This window comes from Streptomyces sp. S.PB5 (genome assembly GCF_030403745.1).
Taxonomy (GTDB): domain Bacteria; phylum Actinomycetota; class Actinomycetes; order Streptomycetales; family Streptomycetaceae; genus Streptomyces.
The window spans coordinates 16,693-36,010 of the sequence record NZ_JAQMWP010000023.1; the positions used below are offsets into that span (position 1 = coordinate 16,693).

A 19,318-nucleotide genomic window follows, 5' to 3' on the forward strand; every position below is an offset into this window, starting at 1 on the left:
CACGCGGGTTCCGCCATGATGAGCGCACCGCAGGCAGAGAAAGATCAGGAGGGAGGCTGACTGTGGCAGACCCGGCACCGGATGCCGAACCGTCACCGCCGGAGCCCCAGTCCCAATCCAGGGCCATGAGGCGCCTCAAGGCGTTAGTGAACTGGCAGACCCTCCTCGCGGCCCTGGTGGCGCTGGTAGCTTCCGTCATCCCCGCCCTGATCACCCCAGACGCCGGCGCATCCTCTCCGGGAACCTTTCCGGAAACCGCCACGCACACCCCGGCAGATCCAAAGATCAGCATCGCTTCCTGGACAGAGACGTCGTCGGCGCGCTCAGCCACGACATACGTCTTCACCGGCACCGTGACCAACCTGCCCGATATTGCTGAGATCCACGTCGTTATCAAGTCGCCGACCTCAGCAACTTCGACCAGCGCTGGAGCAGCAGGGGAACAGTGGCTCGTCTCGCCACCGGCCGAAGTTCTTCAAGACAACCGATGGAAGGTCACCTGGACGGTGCACCAGCGCCCACTGTCCGGCCAGTGGGTAGCTGTGGTCACAGGCGGCAACCCTGCCGCGATGTGCGAACCGCTGAATGAGTGCATCCGCGCGATGCTCCAGGAAGACGGGCCTAACGCCAAGGGCGTCTACTCGACGGCAACAATAGGATCGCGCCCTGACGGCCAGTAGTTCTTAGGCGGGCAGGAACACGCACTGCTGGTACCGGGGGTGACCACCTTTCACCTCGTGACCACAGACCGAGGTTCAGAATCAGGCTCTGACGAAGCCTCGATACTTCTCGATCTCCGCCATCGCCTCGTCGACCGTGGTCTCCCGGGCGGTCGCACAGGTGGCGGGGCAGCCGTACGCCAACCCGCGTCCGGTGACGGCGGATGGCGTGCAGGATCTCCTGCGGGCCGCCTTGAGGGACGGCAACCGTGAGTCCCTCACCAGCAATCCCCTGAAGAAGGGTGATCATCGTGGCCCTCGCACTCCTCCGGCGCAGGCGGTCCAAGGCTGCCCTTTGCCGAGGCGGCGGGCCTCTCCGTCCCCCTCCTCTCCGGCGCGGGCGCCGTGGCGCGTGAGATCGTCGACCCGATGGGCTCGCCCATGGCGGGCGCGGACGTCACTGTCACCGCTCTGGACACCTATCGCGTCGCGGCACGGGGGACGGCCGACCCCTACGGCTACTTCCTCCGCCGTACTCCCGCCCGGCCGCTACAGCCTGCTGGCCGCCGCCGAAGGACTCCAGCCGCACCGCGGGACGGTCGATGTGGCGCCCGAGGGGATGACGCCCGCCGAACAGGTCCGGCTCCAGCCAGCGCAGGCACTCCGCGCTGGGCATGCTCAGCCCGGTGGAGTACGAACTCCGCACCCCACCGGTAGCGTGAAACCGAGCACCTCGACTCCACCCAACTCGGGGCAGTCCGCCGCCTCTATCCAACTCGGGGCAGACCGGAGCCTCCAGTGATCCCGGAGCGGTTCAGCTGTCCTATCGGTGCTTGTGCTGACGTGACGCCGTGGACGGGACGCGTTGGGTGCGCCACGTGCCCGACCCCGACCGTCCGCGTCGCGCATCTCACCTGTGGGCCCTGACACGCGACATCGACCTGTGGGAGGAATTCACAGGTCCCCCTGCACCGCACGACCCCGACGACTGCCTCGGGGATGAGCCACTGACGTTCACCGAGGACGCTCTCGATCCCACCTGCCGCTACGGCGACCTCCAGCCCCATACCAGCCCCCGGCGCCCCCGCCGCGATCTCAGCGCAGCCACCGGCACCACACCCTCGGCACCGCACCCCCAGTCCCCCACCGCAACCCGGCCCGCCCCATCCAGCTACGACTCAGCGACCAGCAACGCGCAGCGATTGCCCGGGAGCTGGGTTGCCTTCCCTGGGAAGTGGGCCCCCGTCAGCTGTGCGCAGCCCCGATCCACCGCTACGGCCGCCGCGGCTACCTCGCATGCCCCCGCTGCCGCATCCACCCCCAGCGGTAACCGCATTGCTGACGAGCGCTGACAGACATGGGGTTTCCTGGCGACGGCCTACCACCAGGGGGAGCAGCTGGTGTCGATGTTGTCTTCGTTCGTGTACAGCATCGCGCAGACCTGGAAGGCCCGGCTCGCCGAGCTGCTGCTCGGGTAGGCCGGGGTCGTGATTCTGGTGCCGGCCGACTTCACCTCGAACCGGCCGCACGTGATCGACGTCACTTTGTTGTCATTGGTGACATACATCCAGACGGCGGCCCTGACACCGGGTCCCCAGTGGCCGGCTCCTCCGGTACTCAAGACGCCCCACCCCATCTGTCTGCCGCCGACGTTGCCGGCCTGCATCGCCCACGAGGCGACGGCGTGGGGCTGATCAACAGCGCTCCCGCCCCCGCCACACCCTGGCCGCTGAGACTGTCGGAGATGTCGGTGAAACCGTTGGCGCCTCCCGTGCAGTCAGAGGCCGCCGCCTGAGCCGCACCGGAAGAACCGGCCAAGAGCCCTGCCCCCGGTACGAACGCGGCCGTTCCCACGCCGAGGATCCGGCGGATAGTGTGCATGTCTTCTCCCTGGTCGAAGAGCTGACAGCTCCCTCGGACCGGCTCATTACTGTCATGCCCGGCTGCCGGAACCTTCGTCATGTCCTCACGACGGTGTGGGACGGCACTTGGTAGGAGTGCGAAGGCGGGGCCGGCGACCTGCGTCTCCTCACGGCCCATGTCCCGGGCCCGGGACCGGGTGGCCCGCCCGCCGTCGGCCAGCCATGGGTACCTCCGCGCGGTGTGCCTTTGGCTGTTGCCCACAACGGGCCGCGCAGCCGCCGGCCGTCCCCGCGCCAAGCCGGTGGTGAGGGGCTTACGCCTGGCGGCAGAACGGCGGGAACAGTCAGCCGGCCAGAATTTCTGTTTGGCGACGAGACCGGTGAGGAAGATGCCGATCTCGGCCAGGACAGCGGCGCGCTCGTGCGGCCCGTAGGTGATGTCCTGGCCGGCGACGGAGTCGAAAGCGCGCACCTGGGTGTCCGGTCCGGCACAGACCAGGGCGCACCCGAGCTAGGGCAGGCCGAGGCTGAGTGCCCGGGTGCGGCGGTCATGGATGCGGGCGCCGTCGGGCTGCAGCACCCGGGGGTGGAGCAGGGAGTCGGCGCAGACCACGGTGGTGTTGATCTCCTGGGTGTCGGCGTGCGGGTAGTACGGCTCGTGCGCGAAGAGCAGGTAAACGTCCGTGACCGGGGCAGAGCCGTCGCTCTTGCTGTGGGGTATGGGGTGCCGCCGGCGTATCACTTCACCGACACTTCCATTCTGAACAGTTTCTCCGCATTTCGGAACGCAATCTTTTCCTTGTCTTCGCGTGGCAAATCGACTCCGCGGAACCAGTCGGTCTGCTCCTTTATGTCCGCGAACGGGTAGTCGGTTGCGAACATCACTCGATCCACGCTTATGTACTTCAGCAGGAGATCGAGCAGTTCGGTCTGAGGGAATGCGCTGGTTGTGACCCAGAAGTTGTCCTGAAAGTATTGCCCGATGGGCTTCTCGAGCGAGTCTTTAGTCGGCTCGCCCATGTCATTGACGATCCGCTCGTAGTAGAAGGGAAGACCTTCACCCATGTGGCCGATGACGATTTTCAGTTTGGGGAATCTGTCGAAAACCCCGTACGCGATCATCCGAATACATTGGGTCAGCACCTCCTGGTGCCAACCATATCCAGACCCACTGAAAATGTAGTCTTGGTACTCTTCCGTGTATTTAGACCGTGTGGTGCTGTAGTAGATCTTGAAGACCTCGTCAGCTGGATAGCCGGGATGCAGGTAGATCGGCACATCGAGAGCAACGGCACGTGCCAGCACAGGCTCGAAATCGGGGTGATCGAGATACTTCTTCGCGATGTGCCCGTTGGTCAGTGCGCCCAAGAAGCCATCTTCCCGAACCGAGCGTTCCAGTTCATCCGCTGCCGCCTCCGGGCTCTGCAAGGGCAAGGTGGCGAAAGCCTTGAAGCGGCCCGGATATTTGGCGATTGGCCCGTCTACAAGTTCCCGGTTAAGACGATAGGCAAGGTCGATTCCCCCTTGCCCAGGGACATTTTGCACGGAGGGCGTATGAGCAGAGAGGATCTGAACGTTGAGTCCCCCCGCATCCATATCGCCGATGCGGCGTTGACCTAGATCCGAAAGACCAATTTCCTCAAGGAACGCTATATGATCCTGATTGATGGAGTTCAGCTTCAACAACGTGGGATTCGAATAGGTCTCCTCCGTGCCGATGAAGGGCAGGTCCTGGTCCCGCCGTGAAATATCCGAAGTCTTGTCCGACGTCTCGTTCTCGCTCACTTCCGAGACAATGGCGTGCGTGGACAAGCCGGCACCAATGCCAAGTGCCGCGCTGGCGGTGAGAAAGCCGCGGCGTCCCATGGGCTTCATGTCAGTCCCTCTCTTCAGGCGTTTGTGCGGTGAGGTATCCGTACGGCATTCGTCTGCGAGATGCTTCCGGGGGTCTTCGCATCCTGCTCGCGCACCACGGCAGCGCTCCGGTCGAGGAACCGCTCGCCGGTGCGCAGTGGTTGTGGTGGAGCTGACGACCGCCCGCGTGCGCGCTGTGCGGGCCAGCCGCGGCGGCCCCACACCGTTGTCGGCGTGTGAGACCCCGCATGCGGCGACAGCGAACGTATGCCGCCAGCGCCCTGGTGGCCGCCTCGAAGCGCAACCGGCCGGGCTGCGCTTTCCCTGATGGTGCTGCGTCGACTGCCCTCACTAGCCCCTGCACACGGATTGCATCGCTTATCCGCATGCCTACTTCCTACCGAGCAAACCTGAGACGAACGTTAAAGAGCTGCTCACGCGCTCTGCCAAATGATCATTTGTGGGAGCTTCTCAAGCCGTTGCTTCCGCCGTGGCCCGATGAAGACGCCCGGCCCGCGGCCGGTGCCGGATCGGCAGTGCCTGCAGGGCATCTTGTACGTGCTGCATACCGGGATCGGCTGGGAAGACCTTCCGCAGGAACGCGGCTTCAGATCAGGCATGACGTGCCGGCGGCGGATCAAGCGGTGGATCAACGCCGGGGTGTTTCGACGATCTGCATCGGATCCTGCTTGCCCAGCTGAACACGGCAAACAAGATCGACTGCACGCGTGTCACCTTGCCCAACGCGCAGAATCCAGCGCGGTCACGCGGTCGTCAACCACCCACGTCAGCGCGGCGCTTCATGCCGGCAGAGCCTGTTTCGAAGTGAACGTCCTTGACCTTGCTTAGCGTCCGGTCAAAATTCCCAAATCAGCTCTCGCTCATTGACGACGGCTCGTTCGTAACAGTCCAGGAGACCACCTGTCTCGATTGCCGTGGCCGTCATGTCGAGCAGCTCTGGCAGAGAGGTCCACATCGGGTGCGTTCTGAAGTGGCAGCCGACTTCGTGGTCAGCAGTTCCGATCCGTCCGTGCCGTCGCGTCGCGCGTAGATCGATCACCAGATGGTCGCCGGCGCCGTCTGCAGCGAAGGGGATCCATTGCCGGTGCCACCACGGTCCGTACTCGCGCTCGGGATCGCCCATCTCGGCGTCCGGCCGTTCCGGACCATGGATGCTGGTCAGACTCTTCCAGGTATCGACGATGTGCTGGGTGCTCAGCATCATCCAAAACGGTGGTAACAGGACACTGTCCGCTGTGCCGTCATGCCGAAGGAGCGACTCTGTCAGCGGGCGAGGAAAGGCGAGGCCGATGGCCTCTTCTGCCATCGCGATCGCCGCGCGCTCGGCGGGAGGCGCCAGCTCGGCGAACGTGCGTGGTGCGTTGTCCGCGAGCCACGTCTCGATGCGGGCCCAAGACTCAGGTATCGAGGCAGTCATATGGCGGATCCTGCCAGTTGGCCCTGACATATCCGGCTCCACTCAACGACCCGTCGTTCAAGCGTCACGATGAATCGTTCCGGGTTCGGTAGGGACTCGATCGTTTGAGAGGGTCGAGTTATGGCACGTCCTTCCCAGTACCCGCTTGAGCTGCGCCGTCGTGCGGTGCGCATGGTCGCCGAGGTGCGGCCGGAGTACGACACCGAGTGGGCCGCGATGAAAGCGGTCGCCCAGAAGCTGGGCATCGGCACGACCGAGACGCTGTGCAAGTGGGTGCGGCAGGACCAGATCGACGCCGGGACCCGTCCTGGCACGACGAGCGAGGAGTCGGCCGAGCTGAAGCGGCTGAAGAAGGAGAACGCCGAGCTGAAACGGGCCAACGACATCCTCAAGGCCGCGGCGTCTTTCTTCGCGGCCGAGCTCGACCGGCCACACACACGCTCGTAGCGTTCATCGACGAGCACAAGGACCGCTTCGGCGGCGTCGAGCCGATCTGCCGGGTCCTCACCGACCACGACTGCAAGATCGCACCGTCCACCTATGACGCCCACCGCAAACGCCAGGCCGCACCCGCGGCCCGCACCGTCCGTGACGCCGAACTCAAGACCCTCATCACCGAGGCGTACGAGGCCAACTACCGTGTCTACGGAGCCCGGAAGATCTGGCGCCACCTCAACCGCCGGGAGGTTGCGGTGGCCCGCTGCACCGTCGAACGCCTCATGCGTGAACTGGGCATCACCGGAGCGGTCCGCGGCAAGAAGATGATCACCACCGTCCCCGACGCGAGCGCGGAACGGGCCCCCGACCTTGTGGACCGCGACTTCGTCGCCCCGCCCCGAACCGATGCTGGGTCGTCGACTTCACCCACGCCTCCACGTTCACCGGCGTCGTCTACATAGCCTTCGTCGTGGACACCTTCTCCCGCCGCATCGTCGGCTGGTCGGCAGCCACATCGAAGGAGACCCGGCTCGTCCTGGACCCACTCGAGATGGCCTTGTGGCAGCGCGACCGAGCCCAACACCCTTACGAGAAAAGCGAGTTGATACACCACTCCGATGCCGGGTCGCAGGGCGGATTCAACTGGTCGTCGCAACACCTCGTGACCAGCGAGGTGTTGGATGGTTCGTCGTCAGCAGGCAGCCGATCGAGCGGTGCGCCCGAAGTTGAGGTCCCCGGGGCATCCGAAGTATCAGCGTCACGTCGAAGCGGCGTTCTGGGGCGAAATCGCCAAGGGTCTTCTCCCCGAGGAAGCGGCCGGGGTTATCGGCGTGGCGTCGGCGGTGGCCACGCGCTGGTATCGACAGTGTGGCGGCATGCGACCGTTCGATCCGAAGCCTCATTCGGGCAGGTACCTGTCGTTCTCCGAGCGGGAGGAGATCGCCCTCCTGAAAGCCCAGGGCAAGGGCGTACGCGAAATCGCTCGCTGCGTCGGCCGTGATCCGGGGACGATTTCCCGTGAGCTGCGGCGCAACGCGGCTACCAGAGGCGGGAAGCTCGATTACCGGGCATCGGTCGCCCAGTGGAAATCGGACATGGCCGCACGCCGCCCGAAAACAGCAAAGCTGGTCGCCAATCCGGGGCTGCACGCATACGTTCAGGAGCGGCTGTCGGGACAGATCAGCGCGCCCGATGGCACGGCGATCGCAGGGCCGGCGACGGGTGAGTGGACGGGGCGGAACAAGCCGCACCGCAAGGACCGCGCATGGGTGCAGGCCTGGGGCCCGGAGCAGATCGCGAACCGGATCAAGCTTGATTTCCCGGATGATGAGTCCATGCGCATCAGCCACGAGGCGATCTACCAGGCGCTCTACATCCAGGGTCGCGGGGCGCTCAAGCGGGAACTGATCCTGTGCCTTCGCACGGGCCGCGCGCTGCGCGCCCCGCGTGCTCGTTCGCGTCGAAAGGCCTGGGCGCACGTGACGCCCGAAGCGTTGCTCAGCGAGCGGCCCGCCGAGGTCGAGGACCGTGCCGTTCCCGGCCACTGGGAAGGGGACTTGATCATCGGGCTGGAGCGTTCCGCGATCGGCACGGTCGTCGAGCGGTCAACTCGATTCACGATGCTGGTTCACCTGCCGCGTGAGGAAGGCTACCGGCACAAACACACGGTCAAGAACGGTCCTGCACTGGCTGGTTACGGGGCGATCACGATGAAGAACGCACTCGCCAATACGATGTCGACGCTGCCCGAGCAGCTGGCACGGTCGCTGACATGGGATCGAGGCAAGGAGATGTCGGCGCACGCGCAATTCAAAGTCGAGACCGGTATTCCCGTATTCTTCGCCGATCCTCACAGTCCATGGCAGCGTGGCACGAACGAGAACACCTATTGGTGCAGCCTTGGCGGGCCGGACTTCTTCGACGGGAGAGGTTCGGCGGGATCGTCGGGTGACTCGGAGAACACGTGCCGAAAGGCTTTCCGTTGAGATGTCCACGGCGGTCCACAGGGCGAGGGCCCTGGCCCGGGAGTGACTTGATAGAAGCCTGCTGAGCCGTCAACTCGCAATAGGTCTGTCCCCTGACCAGGGCCCTCGCGTCTGTCCCGTCATCCGCGACAGCAGACAAGAGGACAACTCGATGGTGACAGTGGGGATCGACCCGCACAAGCACGTCCACGTCGCAGTGGCCGTCGATGCCGACGGCAGGCGGCTGACCAGGCCGTTGGCCGTCAAGAACGACGCGAACTTGATCGGCGTCCTGCTCAAGTGGATCCGCACGATCGCCGACGGCACCCCGGTCACCTGGGCCATCGAGGACGGCCGCGGCTTCGCCCGCCGCCTGGCCGACGGCCTGCTGCTGACCGGCCACGAGGTGGTCTGGGTCCCCACCCGGCTGATGTCCGCTCACCGCAAACTGCACGCCGCCACCGGTTCGAAGTCTGACCCCGTCGACGCGGCCGCGGTCGCACACGCCGCGATCGCCACCCCCGGACTGGACCGTCACCGCATCGATGACCGTGTGCGCGAGCTGCGCGTTCTGGTCGACTCACGGGCCGACCTCGTCCGGCGCCGCACCATGGTGATCAACCAGATCAAGGCATACACGCACCTCTGGCTCGACCACACTCCGGACGACCTCACCCGCCGGCCCGGCATGACCTCGCTGACGGCGCTGGTGGACACCGCGGACATGAGCGATCACGTCCGCCGGGTGCTGATCGAGATGATCACGGAGATAGACGGGCTGAACAAACGTGTCCGCGGACTCCAAACCACGATCCGGGAACTGGTCACCCCACTGGCACCCGCGCTCCTGGAGATCACAGGGATCAGCCCCGTCTCCGCAGCAGTCCTCCTCGCCGAAATCGGTGACATCACCCGTTTCACCAGCTCAGCGAAGCTCGCCCGCTACACCGGGACCGCACCGATCCCGGTCTACTCCTCCGACAAGGAACGCTACCGGCTGCACCGAGGCGGCAACCGGCGGCTGAACAGCGTGCTCTACACGACGTCCATCGTCCAGCAGCGATTCCACCCGGGCGCACGAGCACTCCTGGCCCGCCACGAGCCGACCAAAGGAGCCCGCGGAGCCCGGCGCATCCTCAAACGTCACCTGGCGGAGCCCGGCGCATCCTCAAACGTCACCTGATCGACGTCATCCACCGCGCCATGACCCAAGACCGAGCTACCTGGCAGCACCACATCACCCAACACCAGCTCGCCGCTTGACATAGAAGCGTCAACGGGCTCCTTCGCCAGTACTTTCCGAAGGGCACCGATCTCTCACGATGGTCCGCCGAGGAAATTGCGGCCGTCGCCCACACTGAGCCTTTTCCAACATCGTTCAGGTGATGGGGCCTTGGGCTGACAGCGTGGTGAAGCCCCTGGTAGATGGGTTTTCGACCAAGAATCCGTCTCCACCAGAGACTTCGCATGCTTGTCTACCCGTCCGGGATCGACGTGTCCAGCTCCGCCCTGCGTTTGTTGTCCGCCCGGCTGCGGGCCCATCGCCGACAACGCGGCACCCGCTGGCGACGGCTGACCGCCGGCCGCCAGGCCCTGCTGGCGCTGGCCCATCTGCGCTGCGGCCACACCTACGCACAGCTGGCCGCCGGGTTCGGCATCGGCACCACCACCGCCTACCGCTACATCACCGAGGCCGTCGACGTGCTCGCCGACCTCGCCCCGACCTTGGCCGAGGCGATGAGGACCGCCGCCACCAAGGCTTTCGTGATCCTTGACGGCACCCTGCTGCCGATCGACCGGATCGCCGCCGACCGGCCCTTCTACTCCGGGAAACACAAGAGGCACGGCATGAATGTGCAGGTCCTGACCGACCCCGCGGGCCGACTACTGTGGGCATCGCCCGCCTGCCCGGAGCGATCCACGACATCAAGGCCGCCCGCACCCACGGCATCCTCGATGCCCTGACCGAGGCCGGCGTGGAGTGCTGGGCGGATAAGGGCTATCGGGGCGCCGGCGGCTCGGTCCGGGTGCCGTACTGGGGTCGCTGGGAGACCCTTTCCGCAGGCCAGCGGGCTGCCAACCGCTCACACGCGAAGATCCGCGCCCTCGTCGAACAGGCCATGGCCACCCTCAAGTCCTGGCGGCTGCTACGCAAGCTCCGGTGCTCCACCACCCGCATCACCAGCCTCGTCCAGGCCATCCTCACACTGCACTTGAACTGCCCGAACTGAAGTGGGCCAACCCTCAGCTCCCCGAGGTCCGCTGGCTTGGTCGGACTCTGCCTGTTCTGCCTGCGGATCTGTCTGATTGGATCTCTGTATGACGGACTGGTCTCAGCTCCACCACGCCTGCGGAACCGCGGAAGATATTCCGGGCTTGCTCGAAGCGGTCGGCCCGAACCCGCGTGATCCGGGCTGGGACGCCCTGGCCTCCCGCCTGTACCACCAGGGCGGCGTGTACTCGGCCAGCTATGCAGCCCTAACAAGACTGACGGAGAAGGCCCGCCAGTGGTCGCTCGCCGACCGACGCATGCCGCTCTACCTGGCCAGTCAGATCGTGGCCAGTCGCGATATTCGAGACGATGTTACGGATCCGTTCACCACCCACGCTGCCGAGATCACAGAACTCCTGGCTCTGACAGAGGAGGCATTCGGTGACCCCGCTCTCGCCGGTGACTCCCTGAACTACGTTCAGCTCCTGTCTACCCTGCTCAGCTTCGAGGGAGTCGACGGCTGGGGCGTGCACCTCGACGAGGTGAGCGGGGACGAGTACGAGGTGTCCTGTCCGGCCTGCTCCTCGGAGAACTTCGTCGTTTTCGGAGAACTCGGACACTTTTCCACCGCAGACGACATGTACTTCAAACGGCCTCCGACCGACGCGATCCCGCTCCAGCCCCAGGATCCAGCCACCGCCACGGGGTTGCTTCCCAGGCTTCATGCCCGCGCACTCACCGATGGCCAGCCAGAGGTCGCAGGCAAACTCCCCTACGTGTTCGGGTACGCCGACTGCGTCCACTGCGGCGAACACTTCAGCGTGCCGGAAGCGATCCTCGCGCGCTGGTAGATCAGCACGTCCACACTCGCAATCGGCGCCCGTGACCTGCAGCGTCAGGTTGGAAAGGGCTCACTACCGGCGCAGGACACTAGTAGGGCAGGCCCTCACAGGCTGCCCGCAGGGCGGCGAGGAGGCATGCGAGGATTTCGCTTCCCGATGCCTCGGGATCGTCCGCGTACCGGCGGGCGAAGTCTTCCGACGCCGCGCGCAGTGCCCCATTGAGGGTGGCCGCGTGCACCTTGATACGGAGGTCGTCGGGGCTGCCGCCGGACCGCTGGGCGAGAAGTTGTCCAAGCACCGGCAGGGCGTCGTCGTGGGCCTGGAGCCAGACGGCGTGCAGCGCGGGGTCGGTGGAGGTCATACGGATCAGGTCGAGGATGACGGGTGTCTCGGCGGGCAGTTCGCCGACCCGCAGGGATCTCGTGACGAAGTCCAGCAGGCTGACGTCCGTCGGCCATTGGCGCAGTCGGTCCACGGTGAACTCGAGCCCGACGGAGAGCAGCGGCAGCACACAGCTCTCCTTGCTGGGGAAATGACGCCACAGGGTGCGGGAGGACACGCCCACGGCCTGGGCGATCTGCTCGCCCGTCGTGGCGGTGACGCCCTGCGAGGCGAACAGGCGGACCGCCTCGCCGGCGATCGCGAAGCGGAGTTCCGCCTTGCGCCGCTCGGCGAGCGACAGCCCGGCATCCGTCCGAACTGTTCTGCCTCGACCTGCTGTTGGCGCTTCGCGCACACTCGCCCCCCGCTGTTTCTCCGTGTTGTCGCAGCATAACGAGCCCTTAAGAAATGTCACACGCAGACATCTTGTCGCTCAGTGACACACTGGCCTACTCTGCCGTAACTGACCGGCGAGTAACTACGTTGTGTCGCACGGCATTTGGCGTGCGGACCCGCCCACCGAGGTCAGGCGATACCGGCGTGGCCCCGAGTGATCACCCCGCCTGAGCAGTTCGGACGGCCACACCGATCGGACGGTGTCCCACTCCGCCCAAGGAGCCGCTATGCCCACTCCCAGCAGGCGCGCCGTGCTCACCGGCGCTGCCGGACTCACCGCCGCGAGCGTTCTTCCCGTGCCCGTGGCAGGGGCGGCGGCCGCGCCCGCCCGGGTGAGACTGACCCGGGAGGAGCACCGGGTCGTCATCATCGGCTCAGGCTTCGGCGGCGGCGTGGCCGCGCTGCGGCTCGCGCAGGCCGGTGTGCCGGTGACCGTTCTGGAGCGTGGCCGGCGCTGGCCGACGGGCCCGAACGCGGAGACCTTCCCCCACGTGTCCGGTCTCGACAAAAGAGCGCTCTGGTACGGCACTCTCCCCGCGGCCGTCCGGCCGCTCGCCCAGCTGATCGGCACTCCGCTGAACTTCGCGCCCTATGTGGGGCTCCTGGAGCCGGTTCTCGGACAGAACATCCTGGGCGTCTGCGCAGCCGGGGTCGGCGGCGGCTCTCTCGTCTACCAGGGCATGACCCTTCAGCCCTCCGAGGCGGTCTTCGACACCTGGCTGCCGCAGGGACTCGACTACCGGCGCATGAACGAGATCCACTACCCGCGCGTCGCGAACACGCTCCGGGTGGCGACGGCGCCGGACGAACTGGTCGGCTCGTCCACCTACTACGCGGCACGGGTCTTCGCCGAGCGGATCCGCAGGGCCGGGTACGGTCTGGAGAAGATTCCGATGCCGGTCGACTGGCGCTATGCCCTGGCCGAGCTGCGCGGCGAGATGAAGCCGTCCTACACCAACGGCGACTGCGCGCTCGGCGTCAACAACGGCGGCAAGCACTCCGTCGACGTGACCTACATCCGGCAGGCGGAGGCGACCGGGAAGGTCGACGTCGCAACTCACCACAACGTCACGTCCGTTGCGCGAGCCGCGGACGGCCGCTGGGAAGTGCATGCCGACCGCACCGACGACACGGGCCTCGTCGTGGAGCAGAAGATCCTCTCCGCCCGTGCCCTCGTCATGGCGGCCGGCAGCATGAACACCAGCAAGCTCCTCGTCCGCGCGGGAGCCACCGGAGCCGTCCCCGATCTGCCCGACGGTCTCGGCGAGGGCTGGGGGACCAACGGCGACCGCATCTACACCTGGACCAACCTCCAGGAGGACTTCGGGGCCGAGCAGGGCGGCCCGGTCGTCTACGGCAGCAAGGAGTGGGACGACCCGCAGTCCGCGAACACGATCATCCAGGCGTCGCTCCCGCCGCTGGGCACCAACACACGGACGACCATGCTGGTCGGCTTCGGGGTGAGCGCCGACCGCGGCCGGTTCCGCTACGACGCTGCCAACGACTCCGTATCGCTGCGCTGGCCTCAGGGCGGCGACGCCGCCTGCCACGGCGGCATCCAGCGCCGCATCGCGAGGGTCTCCGCGGGGCTCGGCGTCCTGACAGACACGAACTCCCTGGTCAACAGCACCTGGCATCCACTGGGCGGTGCGCCGATGGGAACGGTGTGCGACCTGGAGGGCCGCGTCGAGGGCCAACGCGGCCTGTACGTCCTCGACGGTGCGCTGATCCCCGGCACGACCGGCGCCTGCAACCCGTCGATGACCATCGCCGCCGTGGCCGAACGGGCGATGGACGCCATCACCGCCCACGACATCGACACGATCATCTGAGCCATGAACGACATGGACGAGGAGACACAATGAGCCGCAAGCGAAGCCGTTCCCGTTCCGCCCCAACCCCCGCGTTGGCGACCGGCCGTCGCAGCAAGGCCGGACCGCTCCTGCTGGCGGGCACCGTCGTGGCGGGCGTCGTCGCAGCAGGCGCCGTCTACGCCTCCCCGTCGGTGTTACCGGCCTCCACCGCCTCCGGGGAACCCGTAGCCTCCCGCGGAGTCACCATCCCGGCGTTCTATACGCCGCCCACCCGACTGCCCTCCGCCAACGGCGCATTGGTCCGCACCGAGGCCCTGCCGCTCGGGCTGAGCATCCCCGGCCTCGACGGCCGTCCGATGCCTGGCACCGCGACCCGCCTGATGTACAAGTCGACGGACTCGGCCGGTCTGCCCGTCGCCGTGACCGGCGCCTACATCGAACCCTCGGCCGCCTGGAAGGGCACCGGACCGCGCCCCCTGGTCGCGGTGGCGTCGGGCACCATGGGCCAGGGCGACCAGTGCGCACCGTCCTTCGCCCTGCAAAACCCGCTCACCCTCAACGGCGAGACCCTGTCCGTGGGCTACGAGGCCCTGGCGATCTACCGGATCCTGGCCACCGGAGCGGCGGTCGTCGTCACCGACTACGTCGGCCTCGGCGCCACCGACCGCCTGCACACCTACGCCAACCGTCTCGACCAGGGGCACGCCCTGCTGGACGCGGCCCGCGCCGCCCGCGCCGTTCCCGGAGCGTCGGTCACTGCCGCTTCCCGCACCGGCCTGTACGGCTACAGCCAGGGCGGCGGCGCCAGCGCCGCGGCCGCCGAACTCCAGCCCTCCTACGCACCCGATGTCCCGCTCGCCGGAACCTACGCCGGTGCACCCCCGGCGGATCTCGCCGCAGTCATGAAGGGCATCGACGGCAGCGCGCTCGCCGGTGCGCTGGCCTGGTCGGTCAGCGGTTTCGCCCAGGCCGACCCCGACATGCGCGCAGCCGTCGACGCGAACATCAACGCCGCCGGGAGGGCGGCTCTCGCGGACGCCTCGACCATGTGCGTCGGCGACGCACTCCTTGGCCTCGGCTTCACCAAGAGCGGCAAATGGACCTCCAGCGGCAAGTCCTTCGGCGACATCATCGCCGTCGAACCCCGCGCGAAGGCCGTCCTGGACAAGCAGCGCATCGGCACGCTCAAGCCGGCAGGACCAGTACGCCTGGCCACCGGCGTCCGCGACGACATCGTCCCCCACGCCCAGGCCCGGAACCTCGCCGTCGACTGGTGCGGCAAGGGCGCCAACCTCACCTATCACGCCATCGTGCTGCCCAACCTCGGCAACAAGATCCTCACCAACCACCTCGCGCCTCTCATCACCGACCAGGGCGACGCCATCTCCTGGCTAACCGACCGCCTCTCCGGCAAGGCCGCCACCTCCAACTGCCGGTCGATGGCCCTCCAGCCCTGACTCCGTCCCCCGCCACGCACGCGCGGATCACGCCTCGTCCACCGCAGCCCAGCCCCCGCCGATCGGGAATGTCCGCGCACCGCCGTCCCGCCACCTCCTGACAGGCCGCCATCCGGTCACCGACCACGACACGGCCCACCACGGCGACACCAAGCCCTACCTGCCCCAACAGCCAAGACCCAAGGACCCGAGCCGCGTTCATAGCGATGCGGACCTGCGGGCGAGGGCCCGGATCCCAGCCGACCCGTGACCGTTCACGGTGGGCACCACAATCGTCCGGCTGCCGACGGCCCGGAGCCCGGCAAGCAAGGCGGAGACCCACCCGAGGAGGTGGCGGCGGCAGACCGCACCGCCGCCGGTCTCGAACACACCACAACCACCGCGCGATCGGGTCTGTCCAGGCCAACGGGTCTTCCAAGATTTTCGTAGGCGTTGATCGACTGTTCGGTTTCGGCCCGGTCGCGTGTTGTGGTCCGGCAGGCTTGTGACGTGTGATGTCGAACTGACGGACCTGCTGCCGCACTTGTCGTCGGTGCTGGTGGAGACGGTGGAGTTGGGCCGCTCCTTGGTCAGGATCACGGTGCGGACCCCGGACGCAAGGCCAGTGGACTGCCCCGGCTGCGGGCAGCCCTCGAGCTGGGTCCACAGCCGATACGTCCGGCACGTGGCCGACGAGGCGATCGGCGGGAGGCCCGTGGTGATCGACGTCTCGGTGCGGCGCCTGTACTGCGAGAAATCCGGCTGCGCGAAGACCACCTTCGTCGAGCAGGTTGCCGGACTGACCGAGCGCTACCAGCGCAGAACCCCGGCGCTGCGACGGCTCATCGAGGCGCTTGCGGTGGTCTTGGCGGGCTCGGCCGTGGCCCGGCTGCTGACGACGCTGCTGCATCAGACGCTGTCCTCCGCGACGGTGCTCACCTGTCTGATGCGGATCTCGCCGCCGCGGCGGCCGACCCCTCGGGTGGCCGGAATCGACGAGTTCGCCCTGCTCAAGGGGCACCACTACGCAACGATCATCATCGATGCCGACAGTGGACAGCGCATCGAGGTACTGCCCGACCGCAGCATGACTACGGTCACGGCCTGGTTGCGCGAGCACCCCGGCATTGAGGTGCTGTGTCGGGACGGCTCCGGTGGCTTCGCCCAGGCCGCCACGGACGCCGACCCCGCAATTCTCCAGGTCAGCGACCGCTGGCATCTGTGGCACGGCCTAGCCGGGACGGTCCTGAAGGAGGTCGGAGCGCACGCCTCGTGCTGGGGAAAGTTCGGCCCGCCCCTGCCGGAGGGCAAGCGCGCCGCCACCACCCGGGAACGCTGGCGACAGGTCCACGACCTCCTCGACCAGGGCGTCGGCCTGCTCGCCTGCGCCCGCCGCCTGGGCGTCTCGCTCAATACCGTCAAGCGCTACGCCCGCGCCTGCGAGCCGGACCGCATGGTCCGCGCCCCCATCTACCGCGCCTGCCTCGTCGATCCCTACCGCGGCCATCTGCGCCGGCGGCGCGCCGAGGACCCGGCCGTCCCGGTCACCCACCTGCTCGCGGAGATCCGCGAGCAGGGCTACACCGGCAGCGCCAACCTCCTGGTCCGCTACATCAACCAGGGCCGCGTCGAGGCCGACCACGCGGCCCTGTCCCCCCGCAAGGTCACCGGCCTGCTCACCCGCCACCCCGACCGCCTCAACGACAAGCACAGCGCGCTGCGTGATCAGCTCGCCGGCGCCTGCCCCGAAATGACGGTGCTCGCCGATCAGATCCGTGCCTTCGCCGCGCTCCTCGTGCCCTCCGTGGGCAACGCCGAGCGGCTGACCGCCTGGATCGCTACCACCCGCGCTGCCGACCTGCCCTTCCTGCACTCCTTCGCCACCGGCCTGGAACGCGACCGCGCCGCCATCGATGCCGCCGTCACCCTGCCCCACCACAACGGCCGCACCGAGGGCACCAACTGCAAGATCAAACTGCTCAAGCGCCAACGGTACGGCCGGGCCGGCCACCCGCTCCTGCGCCAGCTCATCCTGCTCAACTGACCGTCAGCAGCACCGATCAACGCCTACGGAAATCTTGGAAGACCCGAAGACCGTACAGACCCTTTGCCAGCCGGCTGCGGAGTCAGTCAAGGCCGGTCGCCCATGCGGTCAGCGCAGCGAAGTCGTCGAGGGCGAGGCCGCGTCGCGGGTCGATCCGGTGCAGTAGGGCGGGACCGTCGTGATGGTCCTTCACCCAGGTCCGATCCGCCTCTGTGATTTCGTCGTCGGCCCAGGCGAACGCACGGCCTTTCGCCCAGGCGACGATCTCAGGCGTCTTCCAGAACACACCGCTCCTGGGTTCGGGCCGCAGCGAGGTCCAGGGGATGAAGGGCAGCTCGGGCAATCCCAGGACTGGCGCGACGAAAGCGTTGGCTTCTTCCTCTCACGTAGTCGCCCACACCAGATCGAAGGGAAGCGCCTCCAGCGCCGGGCCGTGATCCGGGTTCAGCCGCACCCGCAGCGGCTTCACCGGCTTGTTCGCCAGCCCCACTCAGTCAGCCAGCGCCGCTCGGCGGCCTCCCACCGAGGCGTCAGCAGGCGGTGCGTCTGATAGCCCTCGGGCCGACGGTACGGCTTCGCGGCATACGGGTTCAGCGGTCCGTCCACATCCACCAACAGCACTGGGCGCACCAGCTCATCCCCCTTTGGTCCTGCCTCGCACCGTACTGGCCCAGAAGCCGGTGAGACGGGCGGTGACAGCGCATGCTCCCCACGAGCTCCCAGAGGGCGAGCAGATCCGACAGTGGAAGGGATGAAAGGCGTTCAGGCCGTGTCATCGGCTGTGGGAGTGGGCGAGCGGCGATATTGGTCCAGGGCTGCCGCGTGCTCGTGGTAGGGAATGCGTGGAATCCGAGAGACCAGAGACCACATCGTGCGCTCGGCGGCGAGTTCCTTGGGAATGTCCAAACCAAGCGATGCGGCCAGAGGGTGACGTCCGACGTTGACCAGGGCCCGTACGGCGGCCGCCCATTCATCGGTGGCGCTGACGGCGCAGCGGTACCACACGGGAATGAGAGCGGCGAGGACGACAGCGGTAGACACTGCAGCTGGCGCTCCGGTGGCACTCGACGTGAGGATCGCTACCGCGGCGAGCAGCACGGCGACGTGGCCGTAGAGCAGGCAGACGAAGAAGTCGACGCTGGTGCGCGCGGTGTCGACCTGGCGACGGGCCTGTTCTGGAGCCGTTGCGCTCAGCTCGTTCCACAGCAGCTGTGAGTCCAGCTGATACCGGTCGTAGGCGTAGACCTCGAAACGGCGGATGGCATTGCCGAGTCGGGTCGGCGCAAGGTGGCCGTCGCCGACCGGGTAGCGCGCAAGGCGTTCTTGGAGGAGAGCCCGGCGGGTAACGGTGCTGCGCTGGTCCAGGCTCCGGTAGCGGGCCAGGTGAGCGCTGTGGCGAAGCAGCGTGAGGTCTGCGACGTCGACGGCGGACAAGTTGGTGGCGGCGGCACGGCGTTCCAGGCGCATGAGCAAGAGCCGGTCGGTCAGGCAACGCCTGATGGCCTGATGCCGGCGGCAGCCGTATTCGTACGCGCGGGAGGGCCATAGCAAGTAGCCCTCAAGGATGCGGTAGAGGGGATTTTGCAGGGCGTTGAGGACCAGGCCCAGCATCAGCGACGCGGTCAGGAAGGTCAGCGCGCCCCGTCCATCGGCCAGGCCGACTACGTGCGCGAACGGCGGAACTCTGCGCAGGCCCGGCAGCAGCGTCGTGGCGAGCACGGCGAGGTTGATCGCGGTCGGCAGCACCCACCCGACCAGCAGACTCCAGGCGCCTCCCAGCGCCCCCTTGGCGATATCTCCCATCAGGTGCCCGTGCTCCGCTCAGCGGATGTCTCTGCGCGCTGCTCGGCGGCGAAGGTCCCGCTCTGCGGGTACGCCCGGGCGCCAGCTTGGCGAACCGTCTGCGGAATGGGCTGAATAGGCGGGGCGGGCCATTCATCATCGTCTGGGGCAGGCGAGGGCCCGGGCGAGGTGTGCA

Annotated in this window: 16 protein-coding genes and 5 pseudogenes; 13 read left to right on the plus strand and 8 right to left on the minus strand. The window is 67.2% G+C overall.

The window, feature by feature from the left end; translation table 11 throughout:
- The first annotated feature begins 125 nt into the window (after positions 1-125).
- A complete protein-coding gene (locus PH203_RS41445; protein ID WP_289927241.1) occupies positions 126-680 on the plus strand; it encodes a hypothetical protein in 555 nt (184 codons plus the stop codon).
- 81 nt (positions 681-761) lie between these two features.
- On the opposite strand, the gene PH203_RS41450 is transcribed toward PH203_RS41445, so the two are convergent.
- Complete coding sequence (locus PH203_RS41450; RefSeq protein WP_289927243.1) at positions 762-941, minus strand: hypothetical protein; 180 nt, start codon at positions 939-941, stop codon at positions 762-764.
- 29 nt (positions 942-970) lie between these two features.
- On the opposite strand from PH203_RS41450, the pseudogene PH203_RS41455 reads away from it, so the two are divergent.
- Positions 971-1,326 (plus strand): annotated as a pseudogene (locus tag PH203_RS41455) (carboxypeptidase-like regulatory domain-containing protein); the annotation flags it as partial.
- A gap of 711 nt (positions 1,327-2,037) precedes the next feature.
- Here PH203_RS41455 and PH203_RS41460 read toward each other — a convergent pair.
- From PH203_RS41460 to PH203_RS41470, 3 genes are all read right to left on the minus strand, one after another.
- Positions 2,038-2,202, minus strand: a complete 165-nt coding sequence (locus PH203_RS41460; RefSeq protein WP_289927245.1) for a hypothetical protein — start codon at positions 2,200-2,202, stop codon at positions 2,038-2,040.
- Positions 2,203-3,032: 830 nt separating this feature from the next.
- Entirely contained in the window at positions 3,033-3,263 is a 231-nt protein-coding gene (locus PH203_RS41465) for a hypothetical protein (RefSeq protein WP_289927246.1), read from the minus strand.
- Complete coding sequence (locus PH203_RS41470) at positions 3,260-4,396, minus strand: amidohydrolase family protein (protein ID WP_289927247.1); 1,137 nt, start codon at positions 4,394-4,396, stop codon at positions 3,260-3,262. Before PH203_RS41470 ends, PH203_RS41465 begins: the two co-directional genes overlap by 4 nt.
- 477 nt (positions 4,397-4,873) lie before the next feature.
- Between PH203_RS41470 and PH203_RS49815 the strand changes: the two genes are divergently transcribed.
- Positions 4,874-5,224, plus strand: coding sequence for a transposase (locus tag PH203_RS49815; RefSeq protein ID WP_354671307.1), 351 nt, complete (start codon positions 4,874-4,876; stop codon positions 5,222-5,224).
- A gap of 7 nt (positions 5,225-5,231) precedes the next feature.
- Here the strand turns inward: PH203_RS49815 and PH203_RS41475 are convergent, their stop codons facing one another.
- Positions 5,232-5,813 carry an SMI1/KNR4 family protein gene (locus tag PH203_RS41475; protein ID WP_289927248.1) on the minus strand — a complete coding sequence of 194 codons (582 nt, stop codon included), beginning with the start codon at positions 5,811-5,813 and terminating at the stop codon, positions 5,232-5,234.
- A 120-nt stretch (positions 5,814-5,933) separates the two neighbouring features.
- Between PH203_RS41475 and PH203_RS41480 the strand changes: the two genes are divergently transcribed.
- The 7 genes and pseudogenes from PH203_RS41480 (at position 5,934) to PH203_RS41500 (ending at position 11,278) form a co-directional block, all read left to right on the plus strand.
- Positions 5,934-6,260, plus strand: a complete 327-nt coding sequence (locus PH203_RS41480) for a transposase (protein ID WP_289927249.1) — start codon at positions 5,934-5,936, stop codon at positions 6,258-6,260.
- A gap of 77 nt (positions 6,261-6,337) precedes the next feature.
- The gene (locus PH203_RS49820) at positions 6,338-6,712 is read left to right on the plus strand and encodes an IS3 family transposase (protein WP_354671311.1); all 375 of its coding nucleotides are present in this window, start codon (positions 6,338-6,340) and stop codon (positions 6,710-6,712) included.
- Positions 6,655-6,870, plus strand: a pseudogene (locus tag PH203_RS49825) (DDE-type integrase/transposase/recombinase); the annotation flags it as partial. The gene PH203_RS49820 and the pseudogene PH203_RS49825, both read left to right, overlap by 58 nt.
- 61 nt (positions 6,871-6,931) lie before the next feature.
- Positions 6,932-8,137 (plus strand): annotated as a pseudogene (locus PH203_RS41485) (IS30 family transposase); the annotation flags it as partial.
- Between the two features lie 250 nt (positions 8,138-8,387).
- Positions 8,388-9,398, plus strand: a complete 1,011-nt coding sequence (locus PH203_RS41490) for an IS110 family transposase (protein WP_289927251.1) — start codon at positions 8,388-8,390, stop codon at positions 9,396-9,398.
- 284 nt (positions 9,399-9,682) lie between these two features.
- Positions 9,683-10,446, plus strand: a pseudogene (locus PH203_RS41495) (transposase family protein).
- A gap of 88 nt (positions 10,447-10,534) precedes the next feature.
- Entirely contained in the window at positions 10,535-11,278 is a 744-nt protein-coding gene (locus tag PH203_RS41500; protein ID WP_289927252.1) for a hypothetical protein, read from the plus strand.
- Between the two features lie 79 nt (positions 11,279-11,357).
- On the opposite strand, the gene PH203_RS41505 is transcribed toward PH203_RS41500, so the two are convergent.
- On the minus strand, positions 11,358-12,005 hold the full coding sequence (locus PH203_RS41505; RefSeq protein ID WP_289927253.1) for a helix-turn-helix domain-containing protein: 648 nt from the start codon (positions 12,003-12,005) through the stop codon (positions 11,358-11,360).
- 268 nt (positions 12,006-12,273) lie between these two features.
- On the opposite strand from PH203_RS41505, the gene PH203_RS41510 reads away from it, so the two are divergent.
- From PH203_RS41510 to PH203_RS41520, 3 genes are all read left to right on the plus strand, one after another.
- Positions 12,274-13,878, plus strand: a complete 1,605-nt coding sequence (locus PH203_RS41510) for a GMC oxidoreductase (RefSeq protein ID WP_289927254.1) — start codon at positions 12,274-12,276, stop codon at positions 13,876-13,878.
- Positions 13,879-13,907: 29 nt separating this feature from the next.
- Entirely contained in the window at positions 13,908-15,317 is a 1,410-nt protein-coding gene (locus PH203_RS41515) for a lipase family protein (protein ID WP_289927255.1), read from the plus strand.
- 511 nt (positions 15,318-15,828) lie between these two features.
- Complete coding sequence (locus PH203_RS41520) at positions 15,829-17,340, plus strand: ISL3 family transposase (protein ID WP_289927358.1); 1,512 nt, start codon at positions 15,829-15,831, stop codon at positions 17,338-17,340.
- A gap of 82 nt (positions 17,341-17,422) precedes the next feature.
- On the opposite strand, the pseudogene PH203_RS41525 reads toward PH203_RS41520, so the two are convergent.
- A pseudogene (locus PH203_RS41525) lies at positions 17,423-17,973 on the minus strand (hypothetical protein).
- A gap of 129 nt (positions 17,974-18,102) precedes the next feature.
- Positions 18,103-19,143: a hypothetical protein gene (locus PH203_RS41530; RefSeq protein WP_289927256.1), complete on the minus strand. Its 1,041-nt coding sequence runs from the start codon at positions 19,141-19,143 to the stop codon at positions 18,103-18,105.
- Between the last annotated feature and the right edge of the window lie 175 nt (positions 19,144-19,318).